The following is a 23,236-nucleotide window of genomic DNA, read 5'->3' as shown; positions in this document are numbered from 1 at the left end:
CCCCAAGTTGGCGCGCATCGCGCCAACCAGACTGAACGCTTTCTTGTATTGAACGCAGCCATGCGTGAGATTTCCTTTTATCTGATGACCCACAACGCAGTGCGTATTGCACGGCGGGCTCGGGCGCGGATAGGAGTTGGCGCATGAAGCAAATGGCTTTGGATCTGGGCTTGGCGCCAGCGCCAAGCCTGAACCGGTTTTTTGCGGGCTCCAACCAGGCAGCGGTTGCGCATCTGCATACCCAGGTCAATGAGGCCTGGGACGCGCCGCGCTCGACCGTGCCCACTTACCTTTGGGGCGAGATGGGCTGCGGCAAGACCTATGTGTTGCGTGCAGTGGCCGAAGCCTTGCGTGAGCAGGGGGCGCCTGTGGGCTGGCTCGATGCGAGCACCCGCTTTCCCAGCGCCTTCAACGAGCGCTGGTCGGCCGTGATCCTCGACGAGGTGCAGTTCTACAACCCGGTGCAGCAGGCAGCGGCCTTCAACTGGTTCGTCAACGCCACCAGCCCGGCCACCGGTGCGCGGCGTTGGGTGCTGGCCGCTGGCGATGTGCCGCCGTCCGGCCTGAAACTGCGTGACGACTTGCGCACCCGGCTGGGCTGGGGCGAGATCTACCAGCTGCACCTGCTCAGTGAAGCGCAGCGCAGGGATGTGCTCAAGGATGAAGCCAAACGACGTGGCCTGGTATTGACCGACGATGTGATGGATTACATGCTCAAACGCTTCTCACGCGATTTGGGCAGCCTGATGCAACTGTTGGACCACCTGGACAATTTTGCCTTGCGCAACAAACGGGGCCTGACGATCCCCTTGCTCAAGGACATGCTGGAGACGGAGTAAATGGTCTTGCAGCTACAACCGAGATTTTTTGAATGAATAACTCTGCTGGCACAAGCACAAGGCTTGCGCTTTTTGACCTGGACCACACTTTGCTGCCGCTCGATTCGGATTACGAATGGGGGGAGTTCACCTTGCGCAAGGGCTGGTGCGACAAGCAGGAGTTTGGCAGCCGCAATGCGGCCTTTTTTGCCGATTACCAAAAAGGCACGCTCGATATCCATGCCTATGTGCGTTTTGCCACCGAGGCCATTCGCAAGCTCGGCCCTGAGGCCGCCGATGAGGCGCACCGCGCCTTCATGCAGGAAGTGATCACGCCGCATATCCAGCCGGCGGCGCTGGCGCTGCTGCAGCAGCACCGCGATGCGGGCGACACCATCGTGATCGTCACCGCCACCAATGAATTTGTGACCCGCCCGATTGCCAAGGCCTTGGGTGTGGACCACCTGCTGGCCGTCAACCTGGCGCGCGACGCTTCTGGCTGGATCACCGGCGAGATCGACGGTGTGCCGACGATGCGCGCCGGCAAGGTCACCCGCATGGAAGCCTGGATGGCCGAGCGCGGCCTGAGCTGGGACAGCGTGGACAGCATCTTCTACAGCGACTCGATGAACGACGTGCCGCTGCTGGAAAAGGTGGATACTGCCGTGGCCACCAACCCCGACGCGCGCCTGCGCCAACTCGCCACCGAACGCGGCTGGCGCATCCTGGACCTGCTGGAGCCACACGCATGATCAAGACCATCATCGATAAATTGCTGGGCAAGGCGACGGCCGCCAGCAAGACCAAGAACCCCTTTGGCAAGCGCGAGGAAGTGGGCGTTGATGTGCACAACATCGACCCCAAGCTGGTGGACCGCCGGGCGCTGGATGTCTGCAGCACCTTGAAGGAAGCGGGCTTCGAGGCCTATATCGTCGGCGGCGCGGTGCGCGATCTGCTGCTGGGCCTGCGCCCCAAGGATTTTGACGTGGCCACCAATGCCACGCCCGAGCAGGTCAAGAGCCTGTTTCGCCGCGCCTTCATCATCGGCCGGCGTTTTCGCATCGTGCACGTGGTCTATGGGCGTGGCCGCGAGAACGAGGTCATCGAAGTGACCACCTTCCGCGCCTTTTTGGACAGCTCCAAGGCCGAACAGGTGCAGGGCAACGAGAAAACCAGCAAGGCGGCGCTGGCCGGCATGAAGCTGGCCGTTGACGAAAGCGGCCGCGTGCTGCGCGACAACGTCTGGGGCCCCCAGAACGAGGATGCAGCGCGCCGCGACTTCACCGTCAACGCGATGTACTACGACCCGCAGACGCAGATCGTGGTGGACTACCACAAGGGCATCCGCGACTCGCAAAAGCATGTGCTGCGCATGATTGGCGACCCGGCCACGCGCTACCGCGAAGACCCGGTGCGTATCATCCGCGCGGTGCGCTTTGCCGCCAAGCTCAGCAAGAAGGGCTTCACGCTCGACCCCAAGACCGCCAAGCCGCTCGTCGAATGTGCCCAGCTGCTGCAGGAAGTGCCGCAAAGCCGCATGTTTGACGAGATGCTCAAGCTGTTGCAGACGGGCCATTCGCTGGCCTCGATCGAGCAGCTGCGCCTGCTGGGCCTGGCCAAGGGCATTTACCCGCTGCTGGATGTGGTGGTGGACCGTGCCGACCTGCCTTTTGTGCAGGCCGCGCTGATGGACACCGACCGCCGCGTGGCCGAAGGCAAGAGCGTGGCGCCGAGCTTTTTGCTCGCCTGCGTGCTGTGGCAGGACGTCAAGGCCGGCTGGGACAAGCGCATGCTCAAGGGTGAGCACCCGCACCCGGCGCTGCAGGATGCGATCGACGACGTCTTCAACCACCGCATTGGCGATGTCTCCGGCCGGGGCAAGCTCGCCGCTGATATGCGCGAGATCTGGGTGATGCAACCGCGCTTTGAAAAGCGCACCGGCAGCACGCCGTTTGGCATGATCGCGCAGGCGCGCTTCCGTGCCGGTTTTGATTTTCTGCGTTTGCGCGCTGATGTGGGCGAGGTCGACGAAGCACTGGCCAACTGGTGGCAGGAGTTCCAGCAGGCCGATGAGGCCCGCCGCGAAGACCTGATCGCCCAGGTGCGCGAAGAGCAACGCGCCAAGCCCAAGACGGGCGCGCCCAAGCCCAAGCGTGCACCGCGAAAGCCCGCTGCGGCCCATGAGGCGCAAGAGGACTCCAGCCTGGACCAGGTGGCCCAGCAGGCCATGGACGGCGACAGCGAAGCCCATGCAGATGCGCCAGCCAAGAAGCGCCGCCGCCGCCGCCGCAAACCCGGTGGCGCGGATGCCGGCGCTGCTGCAGCTGGCGGTAGCGGCGCCGATGCCGCCGGCCATGGTGACTAACATGCCGGGCCAGGCCGAGCGCCTGGCGAGCGGTGATGCCGCGCCACCTGCCGGGCAGGCGCTCGGCGCCTGGATCGGCCTGGGCGCGAACCTGGGCGACCGGGGTGCTGCGATGGCGCAGGCCTTGCAGCAGTTGGCCCGCAGCGCGGGCGTGGCGGTGCAGGCGGTCTCATCGCTCTATGCCAGCCGGCCGGTGGATTCCAGCGGGCCTGATTACCTGAACGCGGTCGCAGAGCTGCGCACAGCGCTGTCAGCGCACCAGCTTTTGCTGCTGCTCCAGCAGCTGGAGCTGGCCGCCGGCCGCGAGCGCCCCTACCGCAATGCCCCGCGTACCCTGGACCTGGATGTGCTGCTGTATGCCAGCATCGACACCCAGATCGCGATGCCTGATCTGCAGCTGCCCCATCCGCGCATGTGGCAACGGGCCTTTGTGCTGGCGCCGCTGCAAGAGCTGCAGCCAGCCTGGGTCAGCGATGCGCAGCTGCAGCCGCTTTTGGCGCAGGGCGTGCAGCGCAGCCAGGGGCCGGAATGGTGGCGCTGAGCGAGCGGGAAAGAGAGTGCACCCTATAAAGACAAAGCCCCGCAGCAGCTTCGCTGGCGGGGCTTTTTGCTGGGCGCTAGGGATGCGCCGCGCGGCGCTTAGTCAACCTTGGCGCCAGAGAGTTTGACCACCGATTCGTACTTGTTGCGCTCGGAGGCCATGAACTTGTCAAACTCGGCCGGCGTGGTGGGCACGGGCTCGGCCATCAGGCTGGCAAAGCGGGTCTTGGTGCTCGGGTCCTTCAGCGCATCGGTGAAGGCCTTGTTGAGGCGGTTGATCACATCCGGCGGTGTGTTGGCCGGTGCCACCAGGCCCCACCAGGTGTCGATCTCGAAACCCTTGAGCGTGTCGGCCAGCGGGGGCACGCCCGGCAGCATGGGGCTGGCGTGCAGGCTGGTCACGGCCAGCGCCGTGAGCTTGCCGCTGTGAATGTTGGCCGAGGCGGCCGCCAGGTTGTCGATGTTGAAATCCACCTCGCCCGACAGCAGTGCGAGCTGGGCCGGGTTGGCACCGCGGTAGGGCACGTGCACGGCAAAAATGCCGGCCTGGCGCTTCATCATCTCGCCGGCCAGGTGGCCGGAGCTGCCATTGCCGCCGCTGCCGAAATTGAGCTTGCCCGGGTTCTTCTTGGCGTAGGCGATCAGGTCCTGCACATTGCTGATGTGCAGTGCCTTGGCACGCTCGGTGTTCATCACCAGCACATTGGGCACACGCACCATCTGGGTGATGGCGCTGAAGTCCGTCGCTGCGTTGAAAGGCATCTTGGTGTAGAGCCAGGGATTGACCGCGTGCGTGGCGGTGGCCGACAGGCCGATGGTCAGGCCGTCTGGCGCTGCCTTGGCGATGATGTCGGCACCAATGTTGCCGCCAGCGCCTGCCTTGTTGTCGATCACCACGGTGCCCAGCTGGTCGCGGACACGTTCGGCCAGAATGCGCGAGGTGACATCCAGTGGGCCACCGGGTGCATAGGGCACCACCAGGCGGATCACCGGATCGGCGGCAACTGCGGCCGGTGCTGCGAAGGCGGAGATGGCCAGAACGGTGGATAACAGGATATTTCTGCGTTGCATGCTTGTGTGTCTTCTTGAGGAGAGTGAATAACGACGCAGCGCCTGCGGTGTGCAGGTACTACCCCCTGAGAGCTGCCAACACGCCCCCGCCAACCAAAGGTTTGCGTTGGAGGCTGGGCGCCCAGCCGGCTGGCACGGCAAACGTGCGACAAGGCTGGGCCACCAGGCACCAAGACGGTGTGAGCGGCTCTAAACTTTCTAGTGTAGCGGCTGCGCCGTGTAGTTGCTGTGACGCAAGGGCCGGGGGGCCGCAAGCCGTTCAGACGATCTGGTTTTGCTTGTCCGCTTCGGTCACAAAGGCATCGGCAAAGAAAGCGTCTTCGGGCAGGCCGCGCTGGCTGGTAAAGCTGGCACGGGCCGAATCGACCACAATCGGCGCACCGCAGGCATAGACCTCGTGGCCCGACAGATCGGCAAAATCATCGAGCACCGCCTGGTGCACAAAGCCGCTGCGGCCTTGCCAGCCGTCTACAGCCAGGGCGTTGGAGACCACCGGCACATAGCGCAGCTGGGGCATCTCGGCGCTGCGCGCGAGCATCCAGTCGTGCATGTACAGGTCTTGCGGGCGCCGGCCGCCCCAGTACACCACCACCGGGCGCTGGATGTCGTGGTGCTGCAGATGTTCGACAAGGGCCTTGATCGGCGCAAAGCCGGTGCCCGAGGCCAGAAAGACCATGGGCTTGTCGCCCTCGTGCAGGTAGAAGCTGCCAAACGGGCCTTCGATGCGCAGGATCTCGCGCTCCTTCATCGCGCCAAACACGTGGTCGGTAAAAAGACCGCCTGGCGTGTGGCGGATATGCAACTCCAAGCCGGGTGCGGTCTCCTGGTGGTGCGGCGCGACGGCCATCGAATAGGCGCGGCGCGCGCCGCCTGCGAGCAAAAACTCGATGTACTGGCCCGCGTGGTAGCGAAAGCTGTCCGCGGCCGGCAGCTGCAGGCGCAGCTTGACCACATCGGGCGAGAGGCGCTCGATGGTCTGCACGCGCACCGGCATTTTCTTGATCGGAAAGGCGCTTTCATCGGTGACATGGCGCGACTCGATCACCACATCGCTGGTGGGCACGGCGCAGCAGGGCAGGATCATGCCGTCGGCCTCTTCCTGGGGGCTCAGCGCGCGTTCGCTGTGCGGACCATGCACGACCGTGCCACTGAGCTTCTTGCATTTGCAGGAGCTGCAGGCGCCATCCTTGCAGCCATAGGGCAGGCCCACGCCGCTGCGGATCGCAGCCGTGAGGATGGCCTCCGAGGCCTGGGTGGCAAAGGCGCGTCCGCTGGGCAGGACCGAGATGTGAAACGCGCTGGACGAAGAACTCATTGCACCAAAATTCCTTATCGACACAAAACAATGGCGCTCATCGGCGCCTGGGCTTGCATAAGTGGGGGGGGGCAGCCGTTTGCAAGCTGCTTGAGAGGCTAGACTGCAGTGTGCGCCCCCGCCCATTTGAACCACGAAAGCTTATTGTGCCTTTAAACCAAAGCCCGCGAAGCGGGCCCCGACAGCGCTGCGCCATCGCAGCAGGCCAGGCCTTGCCGGCGCGTTTTCGGCGCCAGCGGGTGTTGATCGTGGGTTGTGGCGATGTCGGCCAGCGGCTGCTGCGGCTGTGGCAGCGCCCGGGCCAGGATGCACGGGCGGCGCGCGGCCCGCTGGTGCGGGCGCTCAGCTCATCGCCGCAGCGCTTTGAGAGTCTGCGTGCCTTGGGCGCTACCCCTTTGCTGGGCAATCTCGATGACCCGCGCAGCCTGCGCCGGCTGGCGGGCCTGGCCCAGCGCGTGGTGCACCTGGCACCACCTGCGCAGCCCGCTGCGGGAACGCCACCCGCGTTAGCTTCGCGCGATCTGCGCACACGCCACCTGCTGCAAGCGCTGGTGGGCCGCGCGGGCTTGGCGCCGCAGCTGGTCTATGGCTCCACCAGTGGTGTCTATGGCAACTGGGACGGGGCCTGGGTGACAGAGACCCATCCGCTGCGCGCCAGCACCGCCCGGGCGCTGCGCCGGGTCGATGCCGAGCGCCAGCTGCGTGCATGGGCATTGCGCTTTGGGGCCAGTGGCGCTGCGGTGCATGTGCTGCGCATTCCCGGCATCTATGCCGGCGACCGCGAGGGCGGCACCCCGCTGGGGCGGCTGCAGCGCGGCACGCCGCTGCTGCGCCGCGAGGACGATGTCTACACCAGCCATATCCACGCCGATGACCTGGCGCGTGCCGTGGAGCGGGCGCTGTGGCGGGGCCGGCCCCAGCGCATCACCAATGTGGCTGACGACTCAGCGATGCCGATGGGCGATTATTTTGACCTGGCTGCTGATCTGTGGCGCCTGCCGCATCCCGCGCGCATCAGCCTGGCCGAGGCCGAGCAGCAGCTGAGCCCCACCTTGCTGAGCTTTATGCGCGAGTCGCGGCGCCTGAGCAATAGCCGCATGCGGCATGAGTTGGGTGTGGTGCTGCGCTACCAGACCGTGCACCACGGCTTGCAGGCGGCGGTGTATCTGTTGGGACCTGGCGCAGCTCAAGGCCCAGACGCCTGAACACAGGCAGAATGCGGGCGCTTTTGCAGCCGCTCCCAGTGGGCAGCTAGCAGGGCGCCGTGCCGCCTTGGCTGCGGCAGCTGCGCGGGTTGGCGCTGGGACTGGGTGGCCGCACGGTCTCTCCAATCTGGCCCCTGGGGTGTGAGTAGCCCTGGGCATCCACGCACTTGAACACATCGCAGCGGGTGATGCTGGGTGCCGGGGCTGGAGGCGTCACCACCGGAGGGCGGGGCGGCGGGCGGCTATAGGGGTAGCGGTCCCAGTAGGGATCGGCGGGCAGCACGGCGCTGGGCGCGGGGCGGCTCGCTTCAAGCCGGCTGTAGGCCTCGGGGCCCAGGCAGTCAAGCTCCATCTGGCGCTTGGCCGCATCGAGCTGCGCACTGCTGCCCATAGCCTTGTCAGCCGCTGCGTCGGAGGCAGCGCTGTAGCGCTCCCGCGATTGCTGGCAGGCGGCGGACTGTGCGGGGTTGCTGCGCGAAGGGCGGTTGGCAGCCCGTTGCGCCAAATCCTCGGCACGTTCATCGGCCTGCAGTCTGCGCTGGGCCAGCTCCTGCTCGCGCCGCTCGGCCTTGGCCTGCAGCGCCTCCTGTTCGCGGGCGCGGTCCTGGGCCAGTTCCTCGTCGGTTTTGCGCCGCTCGATCTCGGTCGCACGCGCGCCGCTGGCGCAGGCGCCATCGGTATAGGTCACCTTGCCGCTGCCCGGGTCCACGCAGCGGGTGACCTGGGCCTGCGCCATGGGCGCCGACAGTGCGCAAGCGCAGCACAAGCCCAGCCATGCAGCATAGCGAAGGCTGGGCAGATGGGAGCGTGGCATGGCGCGCATGGTTGGGGCTGCTGGGGTGGCGTGACCTAGGCTTTAGCGCTGCTGGAACTGTCCGCCAAAGCGGCCACCATTGGGGCGCGAAGCGGGCGCTGCAGGGCGGGGGCCCGAGTTGTAGGGCCGGCCAAAGTTCGAGCCGGTGCCGGGTGCGAGCTGCTGTGGGCGCGAAGGTGGTGGACGGCTGCTGCCGCCGTGACCTGGGCGGTCATAGCCACCGCCGGGGCGGTAGTAGCCGCCACCTGGCCTGTAATAAGGCCGGCCACCGCCATACACATAGGTTGGCGAGCTCTGGATCACCAGCGAGCTGCTGCCATAGTAGGGATAGCTGTTGTAGCCATAGCCGTAACCCCCATAGCCGTAGGTGGGGGTGGAATAGGTCGAATAGGCATCGCCGTAGTACACGCCGTCTGCGGGTGCGACCACGCAGCCGCCCAAGAGCAGGGCGCTGGCCGCGGCGATGGCCATCGTGCCGAGACGAATGGTACGCATGGTGAAAACTCCTTGTTGGATGGGCCCCTGCGCTCAGCACAAGGGCCGGTCAGCGGTATCAGCGGCAGGGGCGGCTGGGGGTCAGCACATTGTCGCTGCCCGCTGCGTTCTGGCGTGCCGCCGCAGCGCATTCCTGCTGGTGGCGGCTCTCGCCAAAGCGGTTGCGGTCGCGCTCGCGGTTTTGGCGTTCACGGTCTTGTGCCTGGCGCTCCAGCGCGCGGCGGCGGTCTTCGTCACGGGCGCGCTGGTCGCGGTCGCGCTCACGGGCCTGGCGGTCACGGTCCCGGTCGCGCTCGCGTTCACGCGCTTCACGTTCGCGGGCCGCGCGGTCGCGGTCACGTTCACGCTCGCGGTAGTAGCGGTCGTCGTTGTAGCGGTCCTGCACATAAATGGTTTGCGAGGGCTGCTGGTAACCATAGCCGTAACTGCCGCCATAGCTGCCATAGCCTGCATCGCTGTAGTAGCCGTCGCTGCCGGTGGCAACGCAGCCCGTGGTGGCCAGCGCGCCGAGCGCGATGGCAGCAATGCTGAGCAAGTGACGATGGTTCATATTCGAGCCTTTCTGGTTGTGTGGTGGCTTGGACGGGCTTTGGTGCCACAGGTCCAGCAATCGCGATTCCCAATGCTAACCGTTACACCCTCAAAACCGCAGACATGGGCCCATGTATGTAAAGACGTTTTTGCGGCCTTGGGGGTTGACGGCGGCATCACAGTCATGCTTTGTTTTTCCAATCTTTACAGAGCCGGTGGCGTGGCATGCAAAAGACAGTCGGTGGCATGCCAGGCCTCTCTTTATCGGTTTCGGTACCGAGAAATTCAGCCCATGGCGGGTATCGGCGCTTCATTTGATGCAATGCAGCAATTGCAGGAATGCGTTGCATGCTGGCGCTTATATGCGATTTCAAACCCACTGTGTCGCTATTTTTACAGGACTTGTCCTAATACCGTCGTAGGCCGAGCTAGATAAAAAATCTCACTCACGCTATCGAGTTCGATGATGTACCGGATGTGCTTCCCCCATTACAAGTGGGCGGGGCGGCACATGCCGGTACCGGTGGCGCTTAACAGACGCTTTTGATGGAGTACGACGCAATGGATAAAAGTATCAAGGCTGCAGTGGCCATGGTGGTGGCCGGTATGGCCGTGGCTGCAAGCGCGCAAGAGGTGGTGAAGATCGGTACGATGAGCCCGCTGTCCGGTCCTCAGGCGCACTATGGCAAGGACAACGTCACGGGCGTGCGCTTTGCGGTGGAAGACCTCAACACCCAGGGTGTGACCATCGGTGGCAAAAAGATCAAGTTCGAAGTGGTGGCCGAAGACGATGCGGCGGACCCCAAGCAAGGCACGGCCGCTGCGCAAAAGCTCTGTGATGACAAGGTGGCTGCGGTCGCCGGTATCCTGAACTCGGGCGTGGCGATTCCCTCGTCCAAGATCTTCAACGACTGCGGTGTGCCCTTCATCACCGGTGCGGCCACCAACCCTGAGCTGACCCGCCCTGGCTACCCCGGCGTCTTCCGCATCATCGCCAACGACAACGCGCTGGGCGCTGCGCTGGCGGGCTATGCGGCCGATACGCTGAAGCTCAAGAACGTGGCCGTGATCGACGACCGCACCGCCTACGGCCAGGGCCTGGCCAATGTGTTCAAGAAGGACGCTGGCGCCAAGGGCGTGAACATCGTGGCCTCCGAGTTCACCAACGACAAGGCCACCGACTTCATGGCCATCCTGACCTCCATCAAGGCCAAGAAGCCCGATGCGATCTTCTACGGCGGCATGGATGCGCAAGCCGGCCCCATGCTGCGCCAGATGGTGCAGCTGGGCATGACCAATGTGAAGTTCTTCGGCGGTGACGGCATCTGCACGGCCGAGCTGGCCAAGCTGGCCACCGGCACCAAGACCTTGGGCAATGTGGTCTGCGCCGACGGCGGTGCATCGCTGGCCAAGATGCCTGGCGGCACCGAATGGAAGAAGCGCTACGACGCCAAGAACCCTGGCGTGTTCCAGGTCTACAGCCCTTACTTCTATGACGCGACCATGCTGATCGTTGACGCTATGAAGCGTGCCGATTCCACCGATCCCAAGAAGTACCTGCCCGAGCTGCGCAAGTCCGAGTACAGCGGTGTGACCGCGAAGATTGCCTTCCAGGAAAACGGCGAGCTGAAGGTGCCTCTGTACACGCTGAGCCACTACATCGACGGCAAGAAGACGCCTATCGGCGAGTAAGCTGCCGCTGGTGCTTGGCACTTGCAAGGGTGCCGATCCCAAGCCCGCCTAGGCGGGCTTTTTGCTGTGCCTCGCTTCATGCGCCAGCAGCCACTGCTTGCGCGCCAGACCGCCTGCGTAGCCGGTGAGCGAGGCATCGCTGCCGATCACCCGGTGGCAGGGCAGCACGATGCTGATGGGATTGGCGCCATTGGCCATGCCCAGCGCCCGCACTGCGGCCGGCCGCCCGATCTGCGCGGCTACGCTGGCATAGCTGCGCGTGCTGCCCGCGGGGATGGCGCGCAAGGCCGTCCAGACCTGGCGCTGAAAATCGGTGCCGCCCAGCGCCAGTTCCAGGCTATCTGGCGCCTGCAGCTCGCCCTCAAAATACGCGGCCAGGGCATTGGCCACCGGCGCTGGCCGGACCGCGCTGCTATGCATCTGCACATCGTTGCGCGGGTACTGGCGGCGCATCAGCAGGGCCATGCGCGCCTCATAGCCCTGCCAGTCCAGCGCCCGCAGGCGCTGCTGCTCGTCGCAGAGCAGCAAGATGGGGCCTTGCGGGCTGGGGATGTGGGAGAGCAGGAAGTTCAGCGGGGCCATGGTGGGATGGACTGGGGTGCGTTGATATCGCAGTGTAGAGCGCTGGCGCCTTAGTGAAGGCGGGCAGGCTAAAGCGGTAAAACTAGACGCATAACAAGTTACCTGCGCATCAAAAACCTGGGTGACGGTGTTTGTATCGCCGCCCCTCTACAATCGGCCGGCGAGCTGCAGCAGGCTGGGTCCCTTCAGGGCCTTGCTGGCAGCGGCTCAGCGTTATTCTCAGGGCGGGGTGCAATTCCCCACCGGCGGTATCTGGCTTTGAGGAGCCAGGAGCCCGCGAGCGCTTGCAAGGCCCACGGCCGCGCAAGGTCAGCAGATCTGGTGCGATGCCAGAGCCGACGGTCACAGTCCGGATGAAAGAGAATCGCGCAAAGCTTTTTGCCGCCTCCTGCGCCTGTGCGCGGGTTGTGGCCATGGGCTTGCGCGCGCCCTGATTCAGGTCATTGAAGGACAGCAAAACCATGAATCAGCATTCCAGTATTTCTTACTCCATCAACAAGGCCGCACGCTTGGCGATTGTCAGCGCGCAATGGCATTCGGACATCGTGCACCAGGCGCGCGATGCCGCCCTCGCCGAGCTGGCCCAGCAAGGCTGGCGCGCCGACCAGATCGACCTCTACGATGTGCCCGGCGCCTTCGAGATCCCGCTGCTGCTCAAGCGCCTGGCCCAAAGCGGCCAGTACGCTGGTCTGATGGCCTGCGGTCTGGTGGTCAACGGCGGCATCTACCGCCATGAGTTTGTGACCACCGCCGTGATCGATGGCCTGATGCGGGTGCAGCTGGACACCGGCGTGCCGGTGTTCTCGGCCGTGCTGACGCCGCGCGACTTCCATGACTCGCAAGAGCACCATGAGTTCTTCTACCAGCATTTTGTGAAGAAGGGCGCCGAGCTGGCCCGCGCCTGCGCCACCACCGTGCAGCTGCACCGCAAGCTCGAAGAGCAGCAATTGCAGCAGCTGCAACCGCAAACCTTGGCGGCCTGACCGCCTCCAACAGCGTGAACTAAAGGGTTTTCCCTGGCCATTATGGGCAGCTAACTGTTTTTTGGCACACTGGCGAGCCGCTCTCCGTTTTGGAGTTGCGGCTTTTTTTATTGCAATGACCGATTCCGCATCTTTGACCCGCCGCCAGGCCTGGCTCGGCGTGATCGCCCTGGCCATGGGCGCCTTTGTTTTCAACACCACCGAGTTTGTGCCGGTGGGCCTGCTCAGCGACATTGGTGGCAGCTTTGGCATGGGCACCGAGCAGGTGGGCCTGATGCTGACCATCTATGCCTGGATCGTTGCGCTCACCTCGCTGCCCTGCATGCTGATGACCAAGAACATCGAGCGGCGCAAGCTGCTGATGGGGGTGTTTGCGCTCTTCATCCTGAGCCATGGCCTGTCGGCCATTGCCTGGAACTACGCCACCTTGCTGATCAGCCGCATGGGCATTGCGCTGGCGCATGCGGTGTTCTGGTCGATCACCGCATCCTTGGCGGTGCGCATTGCGCCGCAGGACAAGCGCCCGCAGGCACTGGGCCTGCTGGCCACCGGCACCACCTTGGCGATGGTGCTGGGCGTGCCTTTGGGCCGCATGGTGGGCGAGGCGCTGGGCTGGCGCACGACCTTTGGCATCATCGGCGTGCTGGCGCTGGCCGTCATGCTGGTGCTGTGGCGCATGCTGCCCCTGCTGCCCAGCGAGAATGCCGGTTCGCTGCGCAGCATTCCGGTGCTGTTCAAGCGCCCGGCGCTGTCGGCCACCTATGCCTTGCTGATCCTGATGGTGACGGCCCAGTTCACCGTCTACAGCTATATCGAGCCACTGATCCAGCGTGAGGCGGGACTCAACAACCAGGTCACCACCTGGGTGCTGCTACTGTACGGCGGCATGGGCATTGTCGGCAGCATCTTGTTCAGCAGCTTTGGCATGCGCTGGCCGCGCGGCTTTTTGCTCTCTGCGATGGCCGTGCTGACGGCCTGCCTGTGGCTCTTGCTGCCCAGCACGCGCTGGCCGCCTGCGCTCTACCTGGTCTGCGCCGTGTGGGGTGTCGTCATGCTGTGCATGGTGCTACCGCTGCAGGCCAAGGTGCTGCGCCTGGCCACGGATGCCACCGATGTCGGCATGTCGCTGTTCTCGGGCATCTTCAATATCGGCATTGGCGCAGGCGCCTTGCTGGGCAGCCAGGTGGGTATGCATGCCGGTCTGCACTACCTGGGCCCCGTCGGCGGCAGCATTGCGGTGCTGGGCGTGCTGTGGTGTGCCTATGCGGGCTGGAAGTGGCGCAGCAGCTTTGCCCCCGCAGGCGCCGAGGCGCGCATTGTGCCGCACTGACTGGCAAGCCAGCGCCAGCAAGTCAGCGCCTTCACCTGCCCGGCACCGCCTCTGTGCCGGGCATTTTTTTGCCTAGCGTTGTGCGGCTGGGGGCGATCGGCGCAGGTAGATCCAGGCATCGAACGCCAGCAGCAACAACAGGCTGCAGCCCAGCACCGGCAGCAGCCAGCCCAAGGCGGCGGCAGCCAGCAACAGGGCCAGCGCTGCCGTACGCGGCAACTGGCGCCATTGGTGGACCAAGGTCAGCTGGCCATGCAGCCACTCGCGGCTGCGGCCCGGGCGCTTGCGCCATTGCAGCCAGCCGGTCACCGCCATCGCCACAATGCCGGCGCCCAGCAGCACCAGCACAGCCTGGTTCAGAGTACCCCAGCTGCCCATGTGCAGATCAATGCCCCAGCGCGTCAGCTTGGAGGCCAACGGGTAGTCGCTAAAGCGGTTGTGGTGCAGCACCTTGCCGGCGGTCAGGTCAATGGCCAGCGCATCGACTTCGGTGGGCCAGGATCGGTTGATCTCGGTCACCGTCCAGGCCTTGCCGGCGGCTGCCGGCGGCCGGATCTCCAGCTTGCTGGATGCCAGGCCATGCTGGCGGGCCAGTGCCAGGGCGGTGTCAAAGTCCTGGGGCATCGCGCCCATACCGGCCATAGCCATCGGGGCGGCCTGGTGCTCGGCATGGTCCGCATGCGGGTCGGCTGGATGGTGGTGGGCATGCGCGTTGCTGCTGTCTGCCCCAAGGCTGGTGTTCAAACGCGGCGTTTGCCAGCCCATCTGCTGCAGCGCCTGGCCAAAATGGCCACCGGCCCAGCGCGACCAGGTCAGGCCCGTGGCCGACAGAAACAGCAGACCCACCAGCAGCCACAGGCCCAAGCCATGGTGCCAGCGGCGGAGGCGAGGATGCGCCACCTGGGCGCCGGCCCGCTGCGGGCGCGACAGCCACCACAGTGCTACACCGCCCAGCGCAGCCACCCACAGCCAGGATGCCGCCAACTCGCTGTAGGTGCGGCCCCATTCGCCCATCAGCAACTGGCGGTGCAACAAATCGAGCTGCTTGCGCAGCGGCAGCACGCCGCTGGTGCCATAGACCGTCAGGTCGCCCTGCAGCGCCAGGGTATAGGGATTGACAAAGAGGCTGCGGTACTCGGAGGGGCCCAGCGCTGCATCGGCCACCATCACACGGGTACTGCTGCGGCTATCGGGCGCCGGGCGCACAGCTACCACGGCTGCCGGAGTGGGCAAAGCCTGCAAAGCCGCTTGCACCTGGGCCGACAGCGGCTGGGCCTGGGCGCCAGGTGCCGGCGCGGCCTGCAGTGCGCTGCGGTAGAGCTGGTTTTCCAACTGGGGTGTCAGTGCATACAGCAAGCCGGTAGCAGCAGCGACCACGATGAAGGGCGCAACCAGCAGGCCGATATACAGATGCAGTCTGCGGATCAGCAGCTGCCAGGTTTTGCGGGAGGAGGGAGACATCCAGGATCGTGGTTAGCGCATTGCGCGGCGCAGCGCAGCACTGCTCCAGTCCACCGCCATGCTCAAAAGCAGCATGGCGATGATGACGGTGCTGGCCTGCGCGTAGTGGAACAGCGAGAGTTCAAAATACAGCAGCTGGCCCAGGCCGCCAGCGCCGACAAAGCCAAGGATGGCCGCCATGCGGATGTTCATCTCCCAGCGGTACAGGGTATAGGCCAGCAGCTGCGGCGCAGCCGCTGGCAGCGTGCCATAGCAAAAGGCCAGCAGGCGGCTGCTGCCGGCCAGGCGCAGCGCCCGGGCGGGGGCTGCAGGTGTGTTCTGCAAGGCCTCGGCATAGAGCCGGCCCAGCACACCGGCCGTGTGCAAGGCCAGCGCCAAGGCGCCAGCAAACGGGCCCAGGCCCACGGCCAGCACGGTGATTGTCGCCCAGACCAGCTCGGGCACCGAGCGCAGCAGGTTGAGCAACGCGTTCCAGGGAGCGCGCCAGCGCGGCAAGGCCAGCAGCAGCCCGGCCATCGCCGCCAGCAGGCTGCCGATGACGGAGATCGCCAAGGTTTCCCACACGCCCTGGGCCACCTTGCGCAGCCAGGCGGCGCTCAGGTCGGGCGAGAAAAAGCCGGCCACAAAGCTGCCCATGGATTGCAGCGCATCGCGGCTGAAGAGCGCGGACCAGTCGATGTTAAGCAAGCCGAAGCTCGCCCACAGACCAGCGGCGCCGAGCAGCAGCAGCGCCGCACTGCGCCAGCCAAAGGGCAGCGCGCGGGCTGCTGGCGGCGTATCGAGCGCGCGGCGCAGCCACCAGGACAGCAGATCGGCCAGCGCCACCAGCAGCATAAAGGCCAGCAAGATGCTGGCGACTTCGCCGCCGTTGAGCATCTTCATCGCCTGGTCCATCAGCTGGCCCAGGCCGCCTGCGCCGACAAAGCCCATCACCACCGAGGCGCGGATCGCGCATTCCCAGCGGTAGACGGTGTACGAGGTCAGCTCGCGCGCCGCTTGCGGCAGCGCGCCATAAAGCAGCGCCTGCAAGCGGCCTGCGCCGCTCGCGCGCAGCGCACGGGCCGGGGCCGGGTCGGTCGATTCCAGAATCTCGGCATAGACCTTGGCCAGCATGCCGCCATAGGTCAGGCCCAGGGCCAGCACGCCAGCGGCGGGGCCCAGGCCAAACACCCGCACAAACACCAGCGCCCAGACCAGCTCGGGCACGCCGCGCAAAATGGTCAATACACCCCGGGTGATGGGGTTGAGGCTGACTTTCTCTCTTGCAGCGCCGCTCGCCAGGTACGACAGCGGCAGCGCCAAAACCAGCGCCAGCGCCATGCCGGCGGTAGCAATCGCCAAGGTCTCCAGGCTGGCCTGGCCCAGGTAGGCCAGAAACTCCGGGCTGCTCTCGGGCGGCAGAAACTGGGCCAGAAAACCACCGACCACTTTGAGGTTGTTGCTGTCAAAAAACGGCGCCAACGAGAAGCCCGAGGTCTGCAACATCGGCCACAGCACCAGCAACGCCAGCAGCAGCGCGATAAAGCGCCCACGCGCTGCCGGATCGCGGCGGTGCGTGTGGGTGGCAGCAGCTGGCATCAGCGGCATGTGACCACTTCAGCTGCAGGGGCTGGCACAAGCTGCGGCGCGGCGCTGCCCATGCTTCCCAGCGTAGGCAAGGCAGCCGCACTGCCATCGGCATGGGCGTACAAAGCCTGGAGCTGTGCCTGGCTCACCTGCGCGGCGGGCAGGTCAAAGGCAATCCGGCCATCGCGGATGCCGACTATGCGTGCAAAGCAGCCCAGCGCCAGGTCCACCGCATGCAGGCTGGCCACCAAGGTGGCCTGGCGCGCAGCGGCTTCTTGCACCAGCAGCTGCACGGTGGCCAGCGACAGCGCGGGGTCGAGCGCCGAGACCGGCTCATCGGCCAGAATCAGCCGGGCCTGCTGGTAGAGCACCCGGGCAATGCCCACGCGCTGGAGCTGGCCGCCCGAGAGCTGGTCGCAGCGCGCAAAGAGCTTGTCCTCCAGCTGCACACGGGCCAGCGCTTCGCGGGCGCCGTTAATGTCTTGCGGGTAAGCCAGCGACGCCAGCGCCTTCCACAGTGGCCACTGGCCCAGGCGGCCGGCGAGCACGGCGGTGACCACGCGCTGGCGCAGCGCAATCGGCGCGCTCTGGTGCACGGTGCCGATGAGGCTGCGCAGCGCCTTGAGCTGGCGCGCCGTGGGGCTGGCAGGCGCGCTGGGCAAGGCCTGGCCCAGCACCTGCATGCGGCCGCTGCTGGGCAGGTGGGCCGTGCCGATCACCGTCAACAGCGAGGTCTTGCCCGCGCCGGACGGGCCGATCAGCGCAATGCTCTCGCCCTGCGCGGCAGACAGGCCGATGCCCGAGAGCGCGACAAAACCGTTGGTGTGGGTCAGGCCCACATCGTCAAGCACAAAGCTCATGGATCAAATGCTGGAAAAACGCCGCAGAGGCGGCATGGGCACTGCACCAGCGCCCATGCCAGGCGGTCACTTACTTGAGCAGACCGGCGGACTTGGCGGCCGCTTCGGTGCCGGCATAGTTCTCGGGCTTGGTCGGGATGAACTTGGAGGCGCGCTGCAAATCCATGATCGCCTTGTGCTCGGGCTTGGCCGGGTCCAGCGCCAGGAAGGCATCGGTCAGCTTCTTGGTGATGGCCGGGTCCAGGTCGCCGCGCACGGTCCAGTTGTAGTCAAAGTAGGTCGGGGTGGTGGCAAACACGCGCACCTTGCTGGTGTCGACCTTCTTGGTCTCGACCAGCTTGTCCCAGACCGATGTGTTGAGCACACCGGCCTCTGCCTTGCCGGCCGCCACAAAGGCCACGGTGGCATCATGCGCGCCCGAGTAGGCCACGGTCTTGAAATCCTTTTCCGGGTTCAGGCCGTCTTGCAGCAGAAAGTAGCGTGGCATCAGGCTGCCCGAGGTGGACGAGGGCGCGCCAAACGCAAAGGTCTTGCCCTTCAAGTCAGCCAGCGTCTGGATGCTGGGGTCGGCGGTGATGAACTTGCTGGTGAAGACCGCGTCTTCGGCGCGCTGCACGATCGGGATCGCCGTGCCATTGGTGCGGATCTTTGCCTGCACATAGGTAAAGCCACCCAGCCAGGCCAGGTCCAGCTTCTTGGTGGCCAGGGATTCGACCACGGCCGCATAGTCGGACACCGGCGTGAACACCACCTGCATGCCCGTGGCCTGTGACAGGTACTCGCCCAGCGGCTTGAACTTGCGCTGCAGCTCTGTCGGCGCCTCGTCGGGGATGGCCGATACGCGTAGCACCGCAGGGTTGTCTGCATGGGCGCTGAAAGTTGCCAGGCTGGAGAGGGTCAGCGCGGCCAGCGACAGGCCACGCAGCGCCGAGCGGCGAGCGGTAGAGTGGGTCATAGAGCTTCCGTTTTAAGAACGTGTTTAGGATCTCCTCGCGCCGCGACAGTGGTTTTGCGGGATGGGATGCGAGGCGCAACACCGCAGCAATAGCCATGCTATTGCGAGGATTTGCAACGACGTAGACCGCCCGCAAAACCACTGTCCCGAAGGGTTGGAGTGAAATCGGGCGATTTCTGCGCGCTGGCTCTTGCTTGCACCCCGGTGCAAGCTGCGAACCAGCCCTTCGAACTCATCCCGATTGCACTCCAACGCGGCTGCGTAGAGATCATAAACACGTTCTCAAAGCCACCGCCGTCCGGATACACGGCGGTTTAATAGGCCGCGCGGGTTGCACGCAGCGATAAGGACCAAGGCAGTACACCGACCACCAAAGCGGATTCTTGCTTATTTGGCAAAACCACCGCTGCTCCTCACGTTCTTTTTTGGCCACAGCGGCATGCAAGCCCTCCCTGGTGCCAGCCATCGCCAGCCAAAGCTGCGCTGGTGCAGCGCTTGGGGTCAGGACAGCGCCAGCGGCGCAAAGTGGGCCTGCAGCGCGGCCAGCGCCAGCCGCACCCGCGCGGGCAGTGCCTGGCGCTCAGGGGTCAGCGCAGAGATGCGCAGGCTGCCGCAATCCCAGTCGGGCAGCAGGCGCAGCAGCTGGCCGCTGCGCACCTGGTCGGCCACTTCCAGCGAAAACAGCCGGGCGAGACCCAGCCCCTCGCTGCACAGCTGCTGCAGCGCGTACTGCTGGTTACTGATGATGCGCGGCGTGGTGTGCAGCACCACCCGCTCGCCGCTGTTGCGGTGCTGCAGCTGCATGCTGGCGCTGGTGCTGTTGTTGTTGGTGGTGCCGATATTGCGCGCCATCCAGGGCCAGGCTTGCAGGGCTTGCGGGTTGCTCGGCCAAGGCCTGCCTTGCGCCAGCGCAGGGGCGGCGCATATCCACCAGGGCAGGGTGCCCAGCGTGCGTGCCACCCAGTGGGAGTCGGGCAGCTCGCCCAGGCGAATGGCGATATCCACCCGCTCTGCGACCAGGTCGCTGTGCGAATCATCGAGCAGCAGCTGCAGGCGCAGCTGCGGATGGGCATGCAGCAACGGAGCCAGCGCCCGGCCCAGCGGTGCGGCCAGGCCCAGCACGGCGGCAATGCGCAGCTCGCCCACGGGTTCGTCGCGCTCGGCATCGAGCTCGGCGCGGGCCTGGCGCGCGGCCTGCAGCATCACTGCGCACTGCGCATAAAAGCGCTGCCCGGCGTCGGACAGGCTGAGCCTGCGCGTCGTGCGGTGCATCAGCGGCAGGCCCGCCTGGGCTTCCAGCTGCCGCACCTGCTGGCTGACGGCCGAAGCACTCATGCCCAAAAGGCGTGCAGCAGCCGTCATCGAGCCTTGCTCGACCACGGTGGCAAAAATAGCCATGCGCTTGAGGTCATCCATCCGGCAATTATGAAGCACAGCTTCAAAGAATTGCTTCAAATAGAGGGATTATCAAATCAGTTCCCCAGCCCTACAGTGAGGTCATGGCGTGGCGCAAAGGCTGCCCGCCGATGTTCATGCAAAGGAAATAGGATGAAAGTCACCCTGATTGGATCGACCGGTTTTGTAGGCGCCGCATTGCTCAATGAATTGCTGCAACGCGGCCACGATGTGGTGGCCCTGGTACGCGACCCCGCCAAGCTGGCGCCCCGCCCGCACCTGCAAGTGCTGCAAGGTGATGTGATGGATGCGGCCGTGGTGCAAAAGGCCGCGACGGGCAGCGACGCGGTGCTGTCGGCCTACAACGCGGGCTGGACCAACCCGAATATCTACGAGGATTTCCTCAAGGGCTCGCAGGCCATCGAGGCCGGCACCCGCGCAGCCGGTGTGGCCCGCTACCTGGTGGTGGGTGGCGCTGGCAGCCTGTATGTGAACGGCCAGCAGCTGGTGGATTCACCCGAGTTCCCCGCTGCCATCAAGCCCGGCGCCAGCGCGGCCCGCGACATGTACACCGCGCTGCAAAAAGAGACAGCCCTGGACTGGACCCTGCTGAGCCCGCCCGTGGGTTTCCATGGCGGATCGGCTGCGCAAAGCCAGGGCCGCACCGGCCAATACCGCACCGGCAAGGATGAGCCGCTGTGGCAGGCCGATGGCAGCCCTGGCGATATCTCGGCAGCGGATCTGGCGGTGGCCCTGGTCGATGCGCTGGAGCAGCATCTGCACAGCAAGGCCCGTTTCACGGTCGCTTATTAAAAACGAGACGCAGACTTAGTCGGCCTGCGCCAGAAAAGCACGCACCCGGCCGAGCACCTGCTCGGCCATTTCGCGATGCGGCACATGGTGGGCGCCGGCGATGATGGCGGTCTGGCCACCGGCACCGGCTTGGCGGGCAATGCGTTCAGGGTGCGCGGTGCTGCCGTATTCATCGCGCTCACCATGGATGGCGAGCAGGGGGCATTGCAGGCGGGGCAGCCAGGCGTCCACGGTCCAGTCTGTAAACGCGGGGCTCAGCCAGGTCTCTGTCCAGGCATCCACCACCCAGCGTGCCTTGCTGCCATGGTACTTGGCCAGGCGCTCCAGTTGCGCAGCGTCCTGGAACAGCGCACGGGCCTCGACAATGCCCGCCCGCGTGCGGTCTTCGACAAAGGCCTGGGCGGCGATGGTCACCAGTGCCGTACAGTCCTGGCCCGCGCCGGCCGCGATCGCAATGCCCATGCCGCCACCCACGCTGTGGCCCAGCAAGGCAAAGCGGTCCAGACCCAGATGCTGGCGCACGACGGGGAAGTACAACTCCGCCTCTTCGCCGACAAACTGTGTGGACAGCGTGTCTGCGCGCGCATCCGATTGGCCAAAACCCAGGCGGTCATAGGCGATCACCTGCCGGCCCGTGGCCTGGGCCAGCTGCGCCGGAAAATCGCGCCATAGCGCGACCGACCCCAGCGAGTCATGCATCAGCACCAGCGGTGCTCTGTGTGCGGTGCGCGGGGTCCAGGTTTTGGCATACAGCCGGCCCTGCTGGGGCAGGCTGATCCAGTGCTCTTGGGCGATGGCGGCGGTGTAGGAGATGGCAGTCATGGTCTCGGCGGCGAGGGAGATGACCGCATCTTAGTGGCGCCGGGCAGTGTTTATCTGCCCGCCGGAGACACCACAAAGTTCATCTGCATCTGCGCACGTGCCGGGTCGGTCCAGCGGTAGGGCAGCTCGGCCTCTTGCACCTGCAGCATCGCATCCACCGGCCAGGCGGCCCACCACCAGGCGTCGGGGGCCGGGTCCTCGGTGGAGATTTGCAGCCAGGGCAGCTGCTGGCGGCGCGCGCTTTCGGCGGCCTGCCATGCGCAATCCATATGAAAGCCCGGCTCGTCCGCATCGCAGACCACAATCTGGGCCTGGGGGAAGAGAATGCGCATCACGCCGCCGGTGGTGTGGTGCTCGGCCAGCACCATGCCCTGGCCTTGGTAGCCGGCCTGGCGCAAAGTGCTGGCGATCAGGTCCAGCTGCCAGTTGAGGCGGTCACCCTTGCCGCGCTTGGCATCGCGCAGCGGCGCCAGCAAGGCCAGCGACCACACCAGCACCAGCATGCCCAGGCAGGCCAGCAGATAGCGCTGGCGGCTTTTGTCCGATGCGGCAAGCGCCGGCCAGCGGGCCAGTATGTAGAGCGGAAAAACCAGCAGCAGCGGCTGGATCCAGCGGCCATCGAACTTGGCTGCGCCGGCCAGCGCCATCAGCGCAAGCGAGCCCGCTACCAGCGCCATATAGCGGCCCAGCAATGGCACCAGCCAGTCAGGCGTGGGACTGTTATGGACGGTGCCGTTGGCCGCAGCGGGCTGCTGCCAAAAGCGCCCACTGGTCCAGCGTGCCATCAGCAGCCAGGGCAGCACGGCCAGCAGTAAAAAGGCCAGCAGATCACGCAGGCCCTGGGCCAGGCCGCTGAGGTAGGAGCTGGTCTCTGCCGGGTGCAGCTTGTCCAGCGTGGCGCCGCTGGCCGCTTGCCAATGCTCCAGCACCCACCAGGCATGCGGGGCCACCAGCGCGATGCTGATCAGCGGCGTGAGCCACCAGCCGCGCGAGAGCAGCGCACGGCGCGTGCTGCCCAAGCTCAGGCAGGCCAGCAGCATGGTGACGGCGACCAGCAGGTAGCTGTATTTGGAGAGCATGCCCCAGGCCACGGCCAGCCCCAGGTAGACAAAACCCAGCGGGCGCGGCTGGCGCAGCTGGCGCAGCAGCAACCACCAGGTCGCGCAGATGGCGCAGGTCAGCATCACCGTGTGGGTCTGGTCGCGCAGCAGCTGCCAGGCAATCCCGGGCAGCCAGGCCATACCGGCAGCGGCCAGCCAGGCCTGCCGCGCGGGCAGCACCTCGCGCGCGGCCAGCAGCATAAAGACAAAGCTCAGCGCAATCAGGCTGTTTTTGAGCAGCACCACAGCCAAGGTGCTGGGGCCCAGCACCCCCACCAGGGCCCATTGCAGCCAGGTGTAGAGCGGCGGCTGGGGCCCGTAGCCCAGTGCCAGTTGCTGCGACCAGACCAGCTGCTCGTTCTGGTCCCAGGACACCCCGTGCGAGGCCAGCAGGCGGCTGGTCATGACCAGCACAAACAGCGCTGCAATCCAGCGCAGGGCTTGGCGGTCAACGGCAGGGGGCTGGGTAGGGAGCGAGGTCATGCAAGCGGCAAGAAGGGCGGCATGGCCGCCAAAAAAAACT

The 23,236-nt window shown here is 65.6% G+C and carries 22 protein-coding genes and 1 riboswitch; of the genes, 9 read left to right on the top strand and 13 right to left on the bottom strand.

The features are described 5' to 3' along the window. Window positions 1-143 precede the first annotated feature (143 nt). From hda to folK, 4 genes are read left to right on the top strand one after another with little or no spacing between them, the layout of a single operon-like run. On the top strand, window positions 144-839 hold the full coding sequence (gene hda, locus WH367_RS12490) for a DnaA regulatory inactivator Hda (RefSeq protein WP_339536377.1): 696 nt from the start codon (window positions 144-146) through the stop codon (window positions 837-839). 32 nt (window positions 840-871) lie between these two features. Further along, a complete protein-coding gene (locus WH367_RS12485; protein WP_339520819.1) occupies window positions 872-1,570 on the top strand; it encodes an HAD family hydrolase in 699 nt (232 codons plus the stop codon). Next, a complete protein-coding gene (gene pcnB / locus WH367_RS12480; protein ID WP_021025547.1) occupies window positions 1,567-3,183 on the top strand; it encodes a polynucleotide adenylyltransferase PcnB in 1,617 nt (538 codons plus the stop codon). The genes WH367_RS12485 and pcnB overlap by 4 nt, the downstream gene beginning before the upstream one ends. After that, entirely contained in the window at window positions 3,173-3,724 is a 552-nt protein-coding gene (gene folK, locus WH367_RS12475; RefSeq protein WP_339536375.1) for a 2-amino-4-hydroxy-6-hydroxymethyldihydropteridine diphosphokinase, read from the top strand. The genes pcnB and folK overlap by 11 nt, the downstream gene beginning before the upstream one ends. Before the next feature lie 98 nt (window positions 3,725-3,822). On the opposite strand, the gene WH367_RS12470 is transcribed toward folK, so the two are convergent. Continuing rightward, window positions 3,823-4,794, bottom strand: a complete 972-nt coding sequence (locus WH367_RS12470; protein ID WP_339536373.1) for a Bug family tripartite tricarboxylate transporter substrate binding protein — start codon at window positions 4,792-4,794, stop codon at window positions 3,823-3,825. Between the two features lie 259 nt (window positions 4,795-5,053). Next, window positions 5,054-6,109 (bottom strand): CDP-6-deoxy-delta-3,4-glucoseen reductase, encoded by a 1,056-nt coding sequence (locus WH367_RS12465; protein ID WP_339536371.1) that lies wholly within the window; start codon window positions 6,107-6,109, stop codon window positions 5,054-5,056. A gap of 212 nt (window positions 6,110-6,321) precedes the next feature. Between WH367_RS12465 and WH367_RS12460 the strand changes: the two genes are divergently transcribed. Next, on the top strand, window positions 6,322-7,314 hold the full coding sequence (locus tag WH367_RS12460) for an NAD-dependent epimerase/dehydratase family protein (RefSeq protein WP_339536369.1): 993 nt from the start codon (window positions 6,322-6,324) through the stop codon (window positions 7,312-7,314). Between the two features lie 46 nt (window positions 7,315-7,360). Here WH367_RS12460 and WH367_RS12455 read toward each other — a convergent pair whose 3' ends face one another. The 3 genes from WH367_RS12455 to WH367_RS12445 are packed head-to-tail and all read right to left on the bottom strand — an operon-like array spanning window position 7,361 to window position 9,173. Beyond that, entirely contained in the window at window positions 7,361-8,128 is a 768-nt protein-coding gene (locus tag WH367_RS12455; RefSeq protein ID WP_339536367.1) for a DUF4124 domain-containing protein, read from the bottom strand. A 42-nt stretch (window positions 8,129-8,170) separates the two neighbouring features. Then, a complete protein-coding gene (locus WH367_RS12450) occupies window positions 8,171-8,623 on the bottom strand; it encodes a hypothetical protein (RefSeq protein ID WP_021027774.1) in 453 nt (150 codons plus the stop codon). A 58-nt stretch (window positions 8,624-8,681) separates the two neighbouring features. Next, window positions 8,682-9,173, bottom strand: coding sequence for a hypothetical protein (locus WH367_RS12445; protein WP_339536365.1), 492 nt, complete (start codon window positions 9,171-9,173; stop codon window positions 8,682-8,684). Between the two features lie 542 nt (window positions 9,174-9,715). On the opposite strand from WH367_RS12445, the gene WH367_RS12440 reads away from it, so the two are divergent. Continuing rightward, window positions 9,716-10,846 carry a branched-chain amino acid ABC transporter substrate-binding protein gene (locus WH367_RS12440; protein ID WP_339520802.1) on the top strand — a complete coding sequence of 377 codons (1,131 nt, stop codon included), beginning with the start codon at window positions 9,716-9,718 and terminating at the stop codon, window positions 10,844-10,846. A gap of 48 nt (window positions 10,847-10,894) precedes the next feature. Here WH367_RS12440 and WH367_RS12435 read toward each other — a convergent pair whose 3' ends face one another. After that, window positions 10,895-11,428, bottom strand: a complete 534-nt coding sequence (locus tag WH367_RS12435) for a methylated-DNA--[protein]-cysteine S-methyltransferase (protein WP_339536363.1) — start codon at window positions 11,426-11,428, stop codon at window positions 10,895-10,897. A gap of 211 nt (window positions 11,429-11,639) precedes the next feature. Continuing rightward, window positions 11,640-11,797: riboswitch (FMN riboswitch) on the top strand. 92 nt (window positions 11,798-11,889) lie between these two features. Here WH367_RS12435 and WH367_RS12430 point away from each other — a divergent pair. Both WH367_RS12430 and WH367_RS12425 read left to right on the top strand, forming a co-directional pair. Further along, entirely contained in the window at window positions 11,890-12,411 is a 522-nt protein-coding gene (locus tag WH367_RS12430) for a 6,7-dimethyl-8-ribityllumazine synthase (protein WP_339536361.1), read from the top strand. 115 nt (window positions 12,412-12,526) lie between these two features. Continuing rightward, window positions 12,527-13,741 carry a sugar transporter gene (locus tag WH367_RS12425; RefSeq protein ID WP_339536359.1) on the top strand — a complete coding sequence of 405 codons (1,215 nt, stop codon included), beginning with the start codon at window positions 12,527-12,529 and terminating at the stop codon, window positions 13,739-13,741. Between the two features lie 72 nt (window positions 13,742-13,813). Here WH367_RS12425 and WH367_RS12420 read toward each other — a convergent pair whose 3' ends face one another. The 5 genes from WH367_RS12420 to WH367_RS12400 all read right to left on the bottom strand — a co-directional run bounded on the left by WH367_RS12420 (window position 13,814) and on the right by WH367_RS12400 (window position 19,981). Beyond that, on the bottom strand, window positions 13,814-15,202 hold the full coding sequence (locus WH367_RS12420; RefSeq protein WP_339536357.1) for a PepSY-associated TM helix domain-containing protein: 1,389 nt from the start codon (window positions 15,200-15,202) through the stop codon (window positions 13,814-13,816). A 12-nt stretch (window positions 15,203-15,214) separates the two neighbouring features. Then, entirely contained in the window at window positions 15,215-16,789 is a 1,575-nt protein-coding gene (phnE, locus tag WH367_RS12415) for a phosphonate ABC transporter, permease protein PhnE (protein WP_445228109.1), read from the bottom strand. Beyond that, window positions 16,780-17,628: a phosphonate ABC transporter ATP-binding protein gene (locus tag WH367_RS12410; RefSeq protein WP_339536355.1), complete on the bottom strand. Its 849-nt coding sequence runs from the start codon at window positions 17,626-17,628 to the stop codon at window positions 16,780-16,782. The genes phnE and WH367_RS12410 overlap by 10 nt, the downstream gene beginning before the upstream one ends. A gap of 70 nt (window positions 17,629-17,698) precedes the next feature. Beyond that, entirely contained in the window at window positions 17,699-18,583 is an 885-nt protein-coding gene (locus tag WH367_RS12405) for a putative selenate ABC transporter substrate-binding protein (protein WP_339536353.1), read from the bottom strand. A gap of 501 nt (window positions 18,584-19,084) precedes the next feature. After that, the gene (locus WH367_RS12400) at window positions 19,085-19,981 is read right to left on the bottom strand and encodes a LysR family transcriptional regulator (protein ID WP_339536351.1); all 897 of its coding nucleotides are present in this window, start codon (window positions 19,979-19,981) and stop codon (window positions 19,085-19,087) included. A gap of 150 nt (window positions 19,982-20,131) precedes the next feature. Between WH367_RS12400 and WH367_RS12395 the strand changes: the two genes are divergently transcribed. Then, window positions 20,132-20,791 carry an NAD(P)-dependent oxidoreductase gene (locus tag WH367_RS12395; RefSeq protein ID WP_339536349.1) on the top strand — a complete coding sequence of 220 codons (660 nt, stop codon included), beginning with the start codon at window positions 20,132-20,134 and terminating at the stop codon, window positions 20,789-20,791. Window positions 20,792-20,806: 15 nt separating this feature from the next. On the opposite strand, the gene WH367_RS12390 is transcribed toward WH367_RS12395, so the two are convergent. Both WH367_RS12390 and WH367_RS12385 read right to left on the bottom strand, forming a co-directional pair. Then, window positions 20,807-21,613, bottom strand: a complete 807-nt coding sequence (locus WH367_RS12390) for an alpha/beta fold hydrolase (RefSeq protein WP_339536347.1) — start codon at window positions 21,611-21,613, stop codon at window positions 20,807-20,809. Between the two features lie 50 nt (window positions 21,614-21,663). After that, complete coding sequence (locus tag WH367_RS12385; RefSeq protein ID WP_339536345.1) at window positions 21,664-23,196, bottom strand: glycosyltransferase family 39 protein; 1,533 nt, start codon at window positions 23,194-23,196, stop codon at window positions 21,664-21,666. Between the last annotated feature and the right edge of the window lie 40 nt (window positions 23,197-23,236).

Origin of the sequence: Comamonas sp. MYb21 (assembly GCF_037479395.1) — a bacterium.
In the GTDB taxonomy this organism is placed as follows: domain Bacteria; phylum Pseudomonadota; class Gammaproteobacteria; order Burkholderiales; family Burkholderiaceae_C; genus Comamonas.
This window is presented reverse-complemented; position numbering and strand designations above follow the sequence as displayed.

Bases quoted from the DNA above. Each gene is read 5' to 3' on its own strand.
- WH367_RS12425 (WP_339536359.1), top strand. From the start codon at position 12,527: ATGACCGATTCCGCATCTTTGACCCGCCGCCAGGCCTGGCTCGGCGTG.
- WH367_RS12465 (WP_339536371.1), bottom strand. From the start codon at position 6,109: ATGAGTTCTTCGTCCAGCGCGTTTCACATCTCGGTCCTGCCCAGCGGA.
- WH367_RS12455 (WP_339536367.1), bottom strand. From the start codon at position 8,128: ATGCCACGCTCCCATCTGCCCAGCCTTCGCTATGCTGCATGGCTGGGC.
- WH367_RS12405 (WP_339536353.1), bottom strand. From the start codon at position 18,583: ATGACCCACTCTACCGCTCGCCGCTCGGCGCTGCGTGGCCTGTCGCTG.
- WH367_RS12410 (WP_339536355.1), bottom strand. From the start codon at position 17,628: ATGAGCTTTGTGCTTGACGATGTGGGCCTGACCCACACCAACGGTTTT.
- WH367_RS12395 (WP_339536349.1), top strand. From the start codon at position 20,132: ATGAAAGTCACCCTGATTGGATCGACCGGTTTTGTAGGCGCCGCATTG.
- phnE (WP_445228109.1), bottom strand. From the start codon at position 16,789: ATGCCGCTGATGCCAGCTGCTGCCACCCACACGCACCGCCGCGATCCG.
- WH367_RS12440 (WP_339520802.1), top strand. From the start codon at position 9,716: ATGGATAAAAGTATCAAGGCTGCAGTGGCCATGGTGGTGGCCGGTATG.
- WH367_RS12450 (WP_021027774.1), bottom strand. From the start codon at position 8,623: ATGCGTACCATTCGTCTCGGCACGATGGCCATCGCCGCGGCCAGCGCC.
- WH367_RS12420 (WP_339536357.1), bottom strand. From the start codon at position 15,202: ATGTCTCCCTCCTCCCGCAAAACCTGGCAGCTGCTGATCCGCAGACTG.
- pcnB (WP_021025547.1), top strand. From the start codon at position 1,567: ATGATCAAGACCATCATCGATAAATTGCTGGGCAAGGCGACGGCCGCC.
- WH367_RS12385 (WP_339536345.1), bottom strand. From the start codon at position 23,196: ATGACCTCGCTCCCTACCCAGCCCCCTGCCGTTGACCGCCAAGCCCTG.
- WH367_RS12400 (WP_339536351.1), bottom strand. From the start codon at position 19,981: ATGGCTATTTTTGCCACCGTGGTCGAGCAAGGCTCGATGACGGCTGCT.
- folK (WP_339536375.1), top strand. From the start codon at position 3,173: ATGGTGACTAACATGCCGGGCCAGGCCGAGCGCCTGGCGAGCGGTGAT.
- WH367_RS12430 (WP_339536361.1), top strand. From the start codon at position 11,890: ATGAATCAGCATTCCAGTATTTCTTACTCCATCAACAAGGCCGCACGC.
- WH367_RS12485 (WP_339520819.1), top strand. From the start codon at position 872: ATGAATAACTCTGCTGGCACAAGCACAAGGCTTGCGCTTTTTGACCTG.
- WH367_RS12390 (WP_339536347.1), bottom strand. From the start codon at position 21,613: ATGACTGCCATCTCCTACACCGCCGCCATCGCCCAAGAGCACTGGATC.
- WH367_RS12470 (WP_339536373.1), bottom strand. From the start codon at position 4,794: ATGCAACGCAGAAATATCCTGTTATCCACCGTTCTGGCCATCTCCGCC.
- hda (WP_339536377.1), top strand. From the start codon at position 144: ATGAAGCAAATGGCTTTGGATCTGGGCTTGGCGCCAGCGCCAAGCCTG.
- WH367_RS12435 (WP_339536363.1), bottom strand. From the start codon at position 11,428: ATGGCCCCGCTGAACTTCCTGCTCTCCCACATCCCCAGCCCGCAAGGC.
- WH367_RS12445 (WP_339536365.1), bottom strand. From the start codon at position 9,173: ATGAACCATCGTCACTTGCTCAGCATTGCTGCCATCGCGCTCGGCGCG.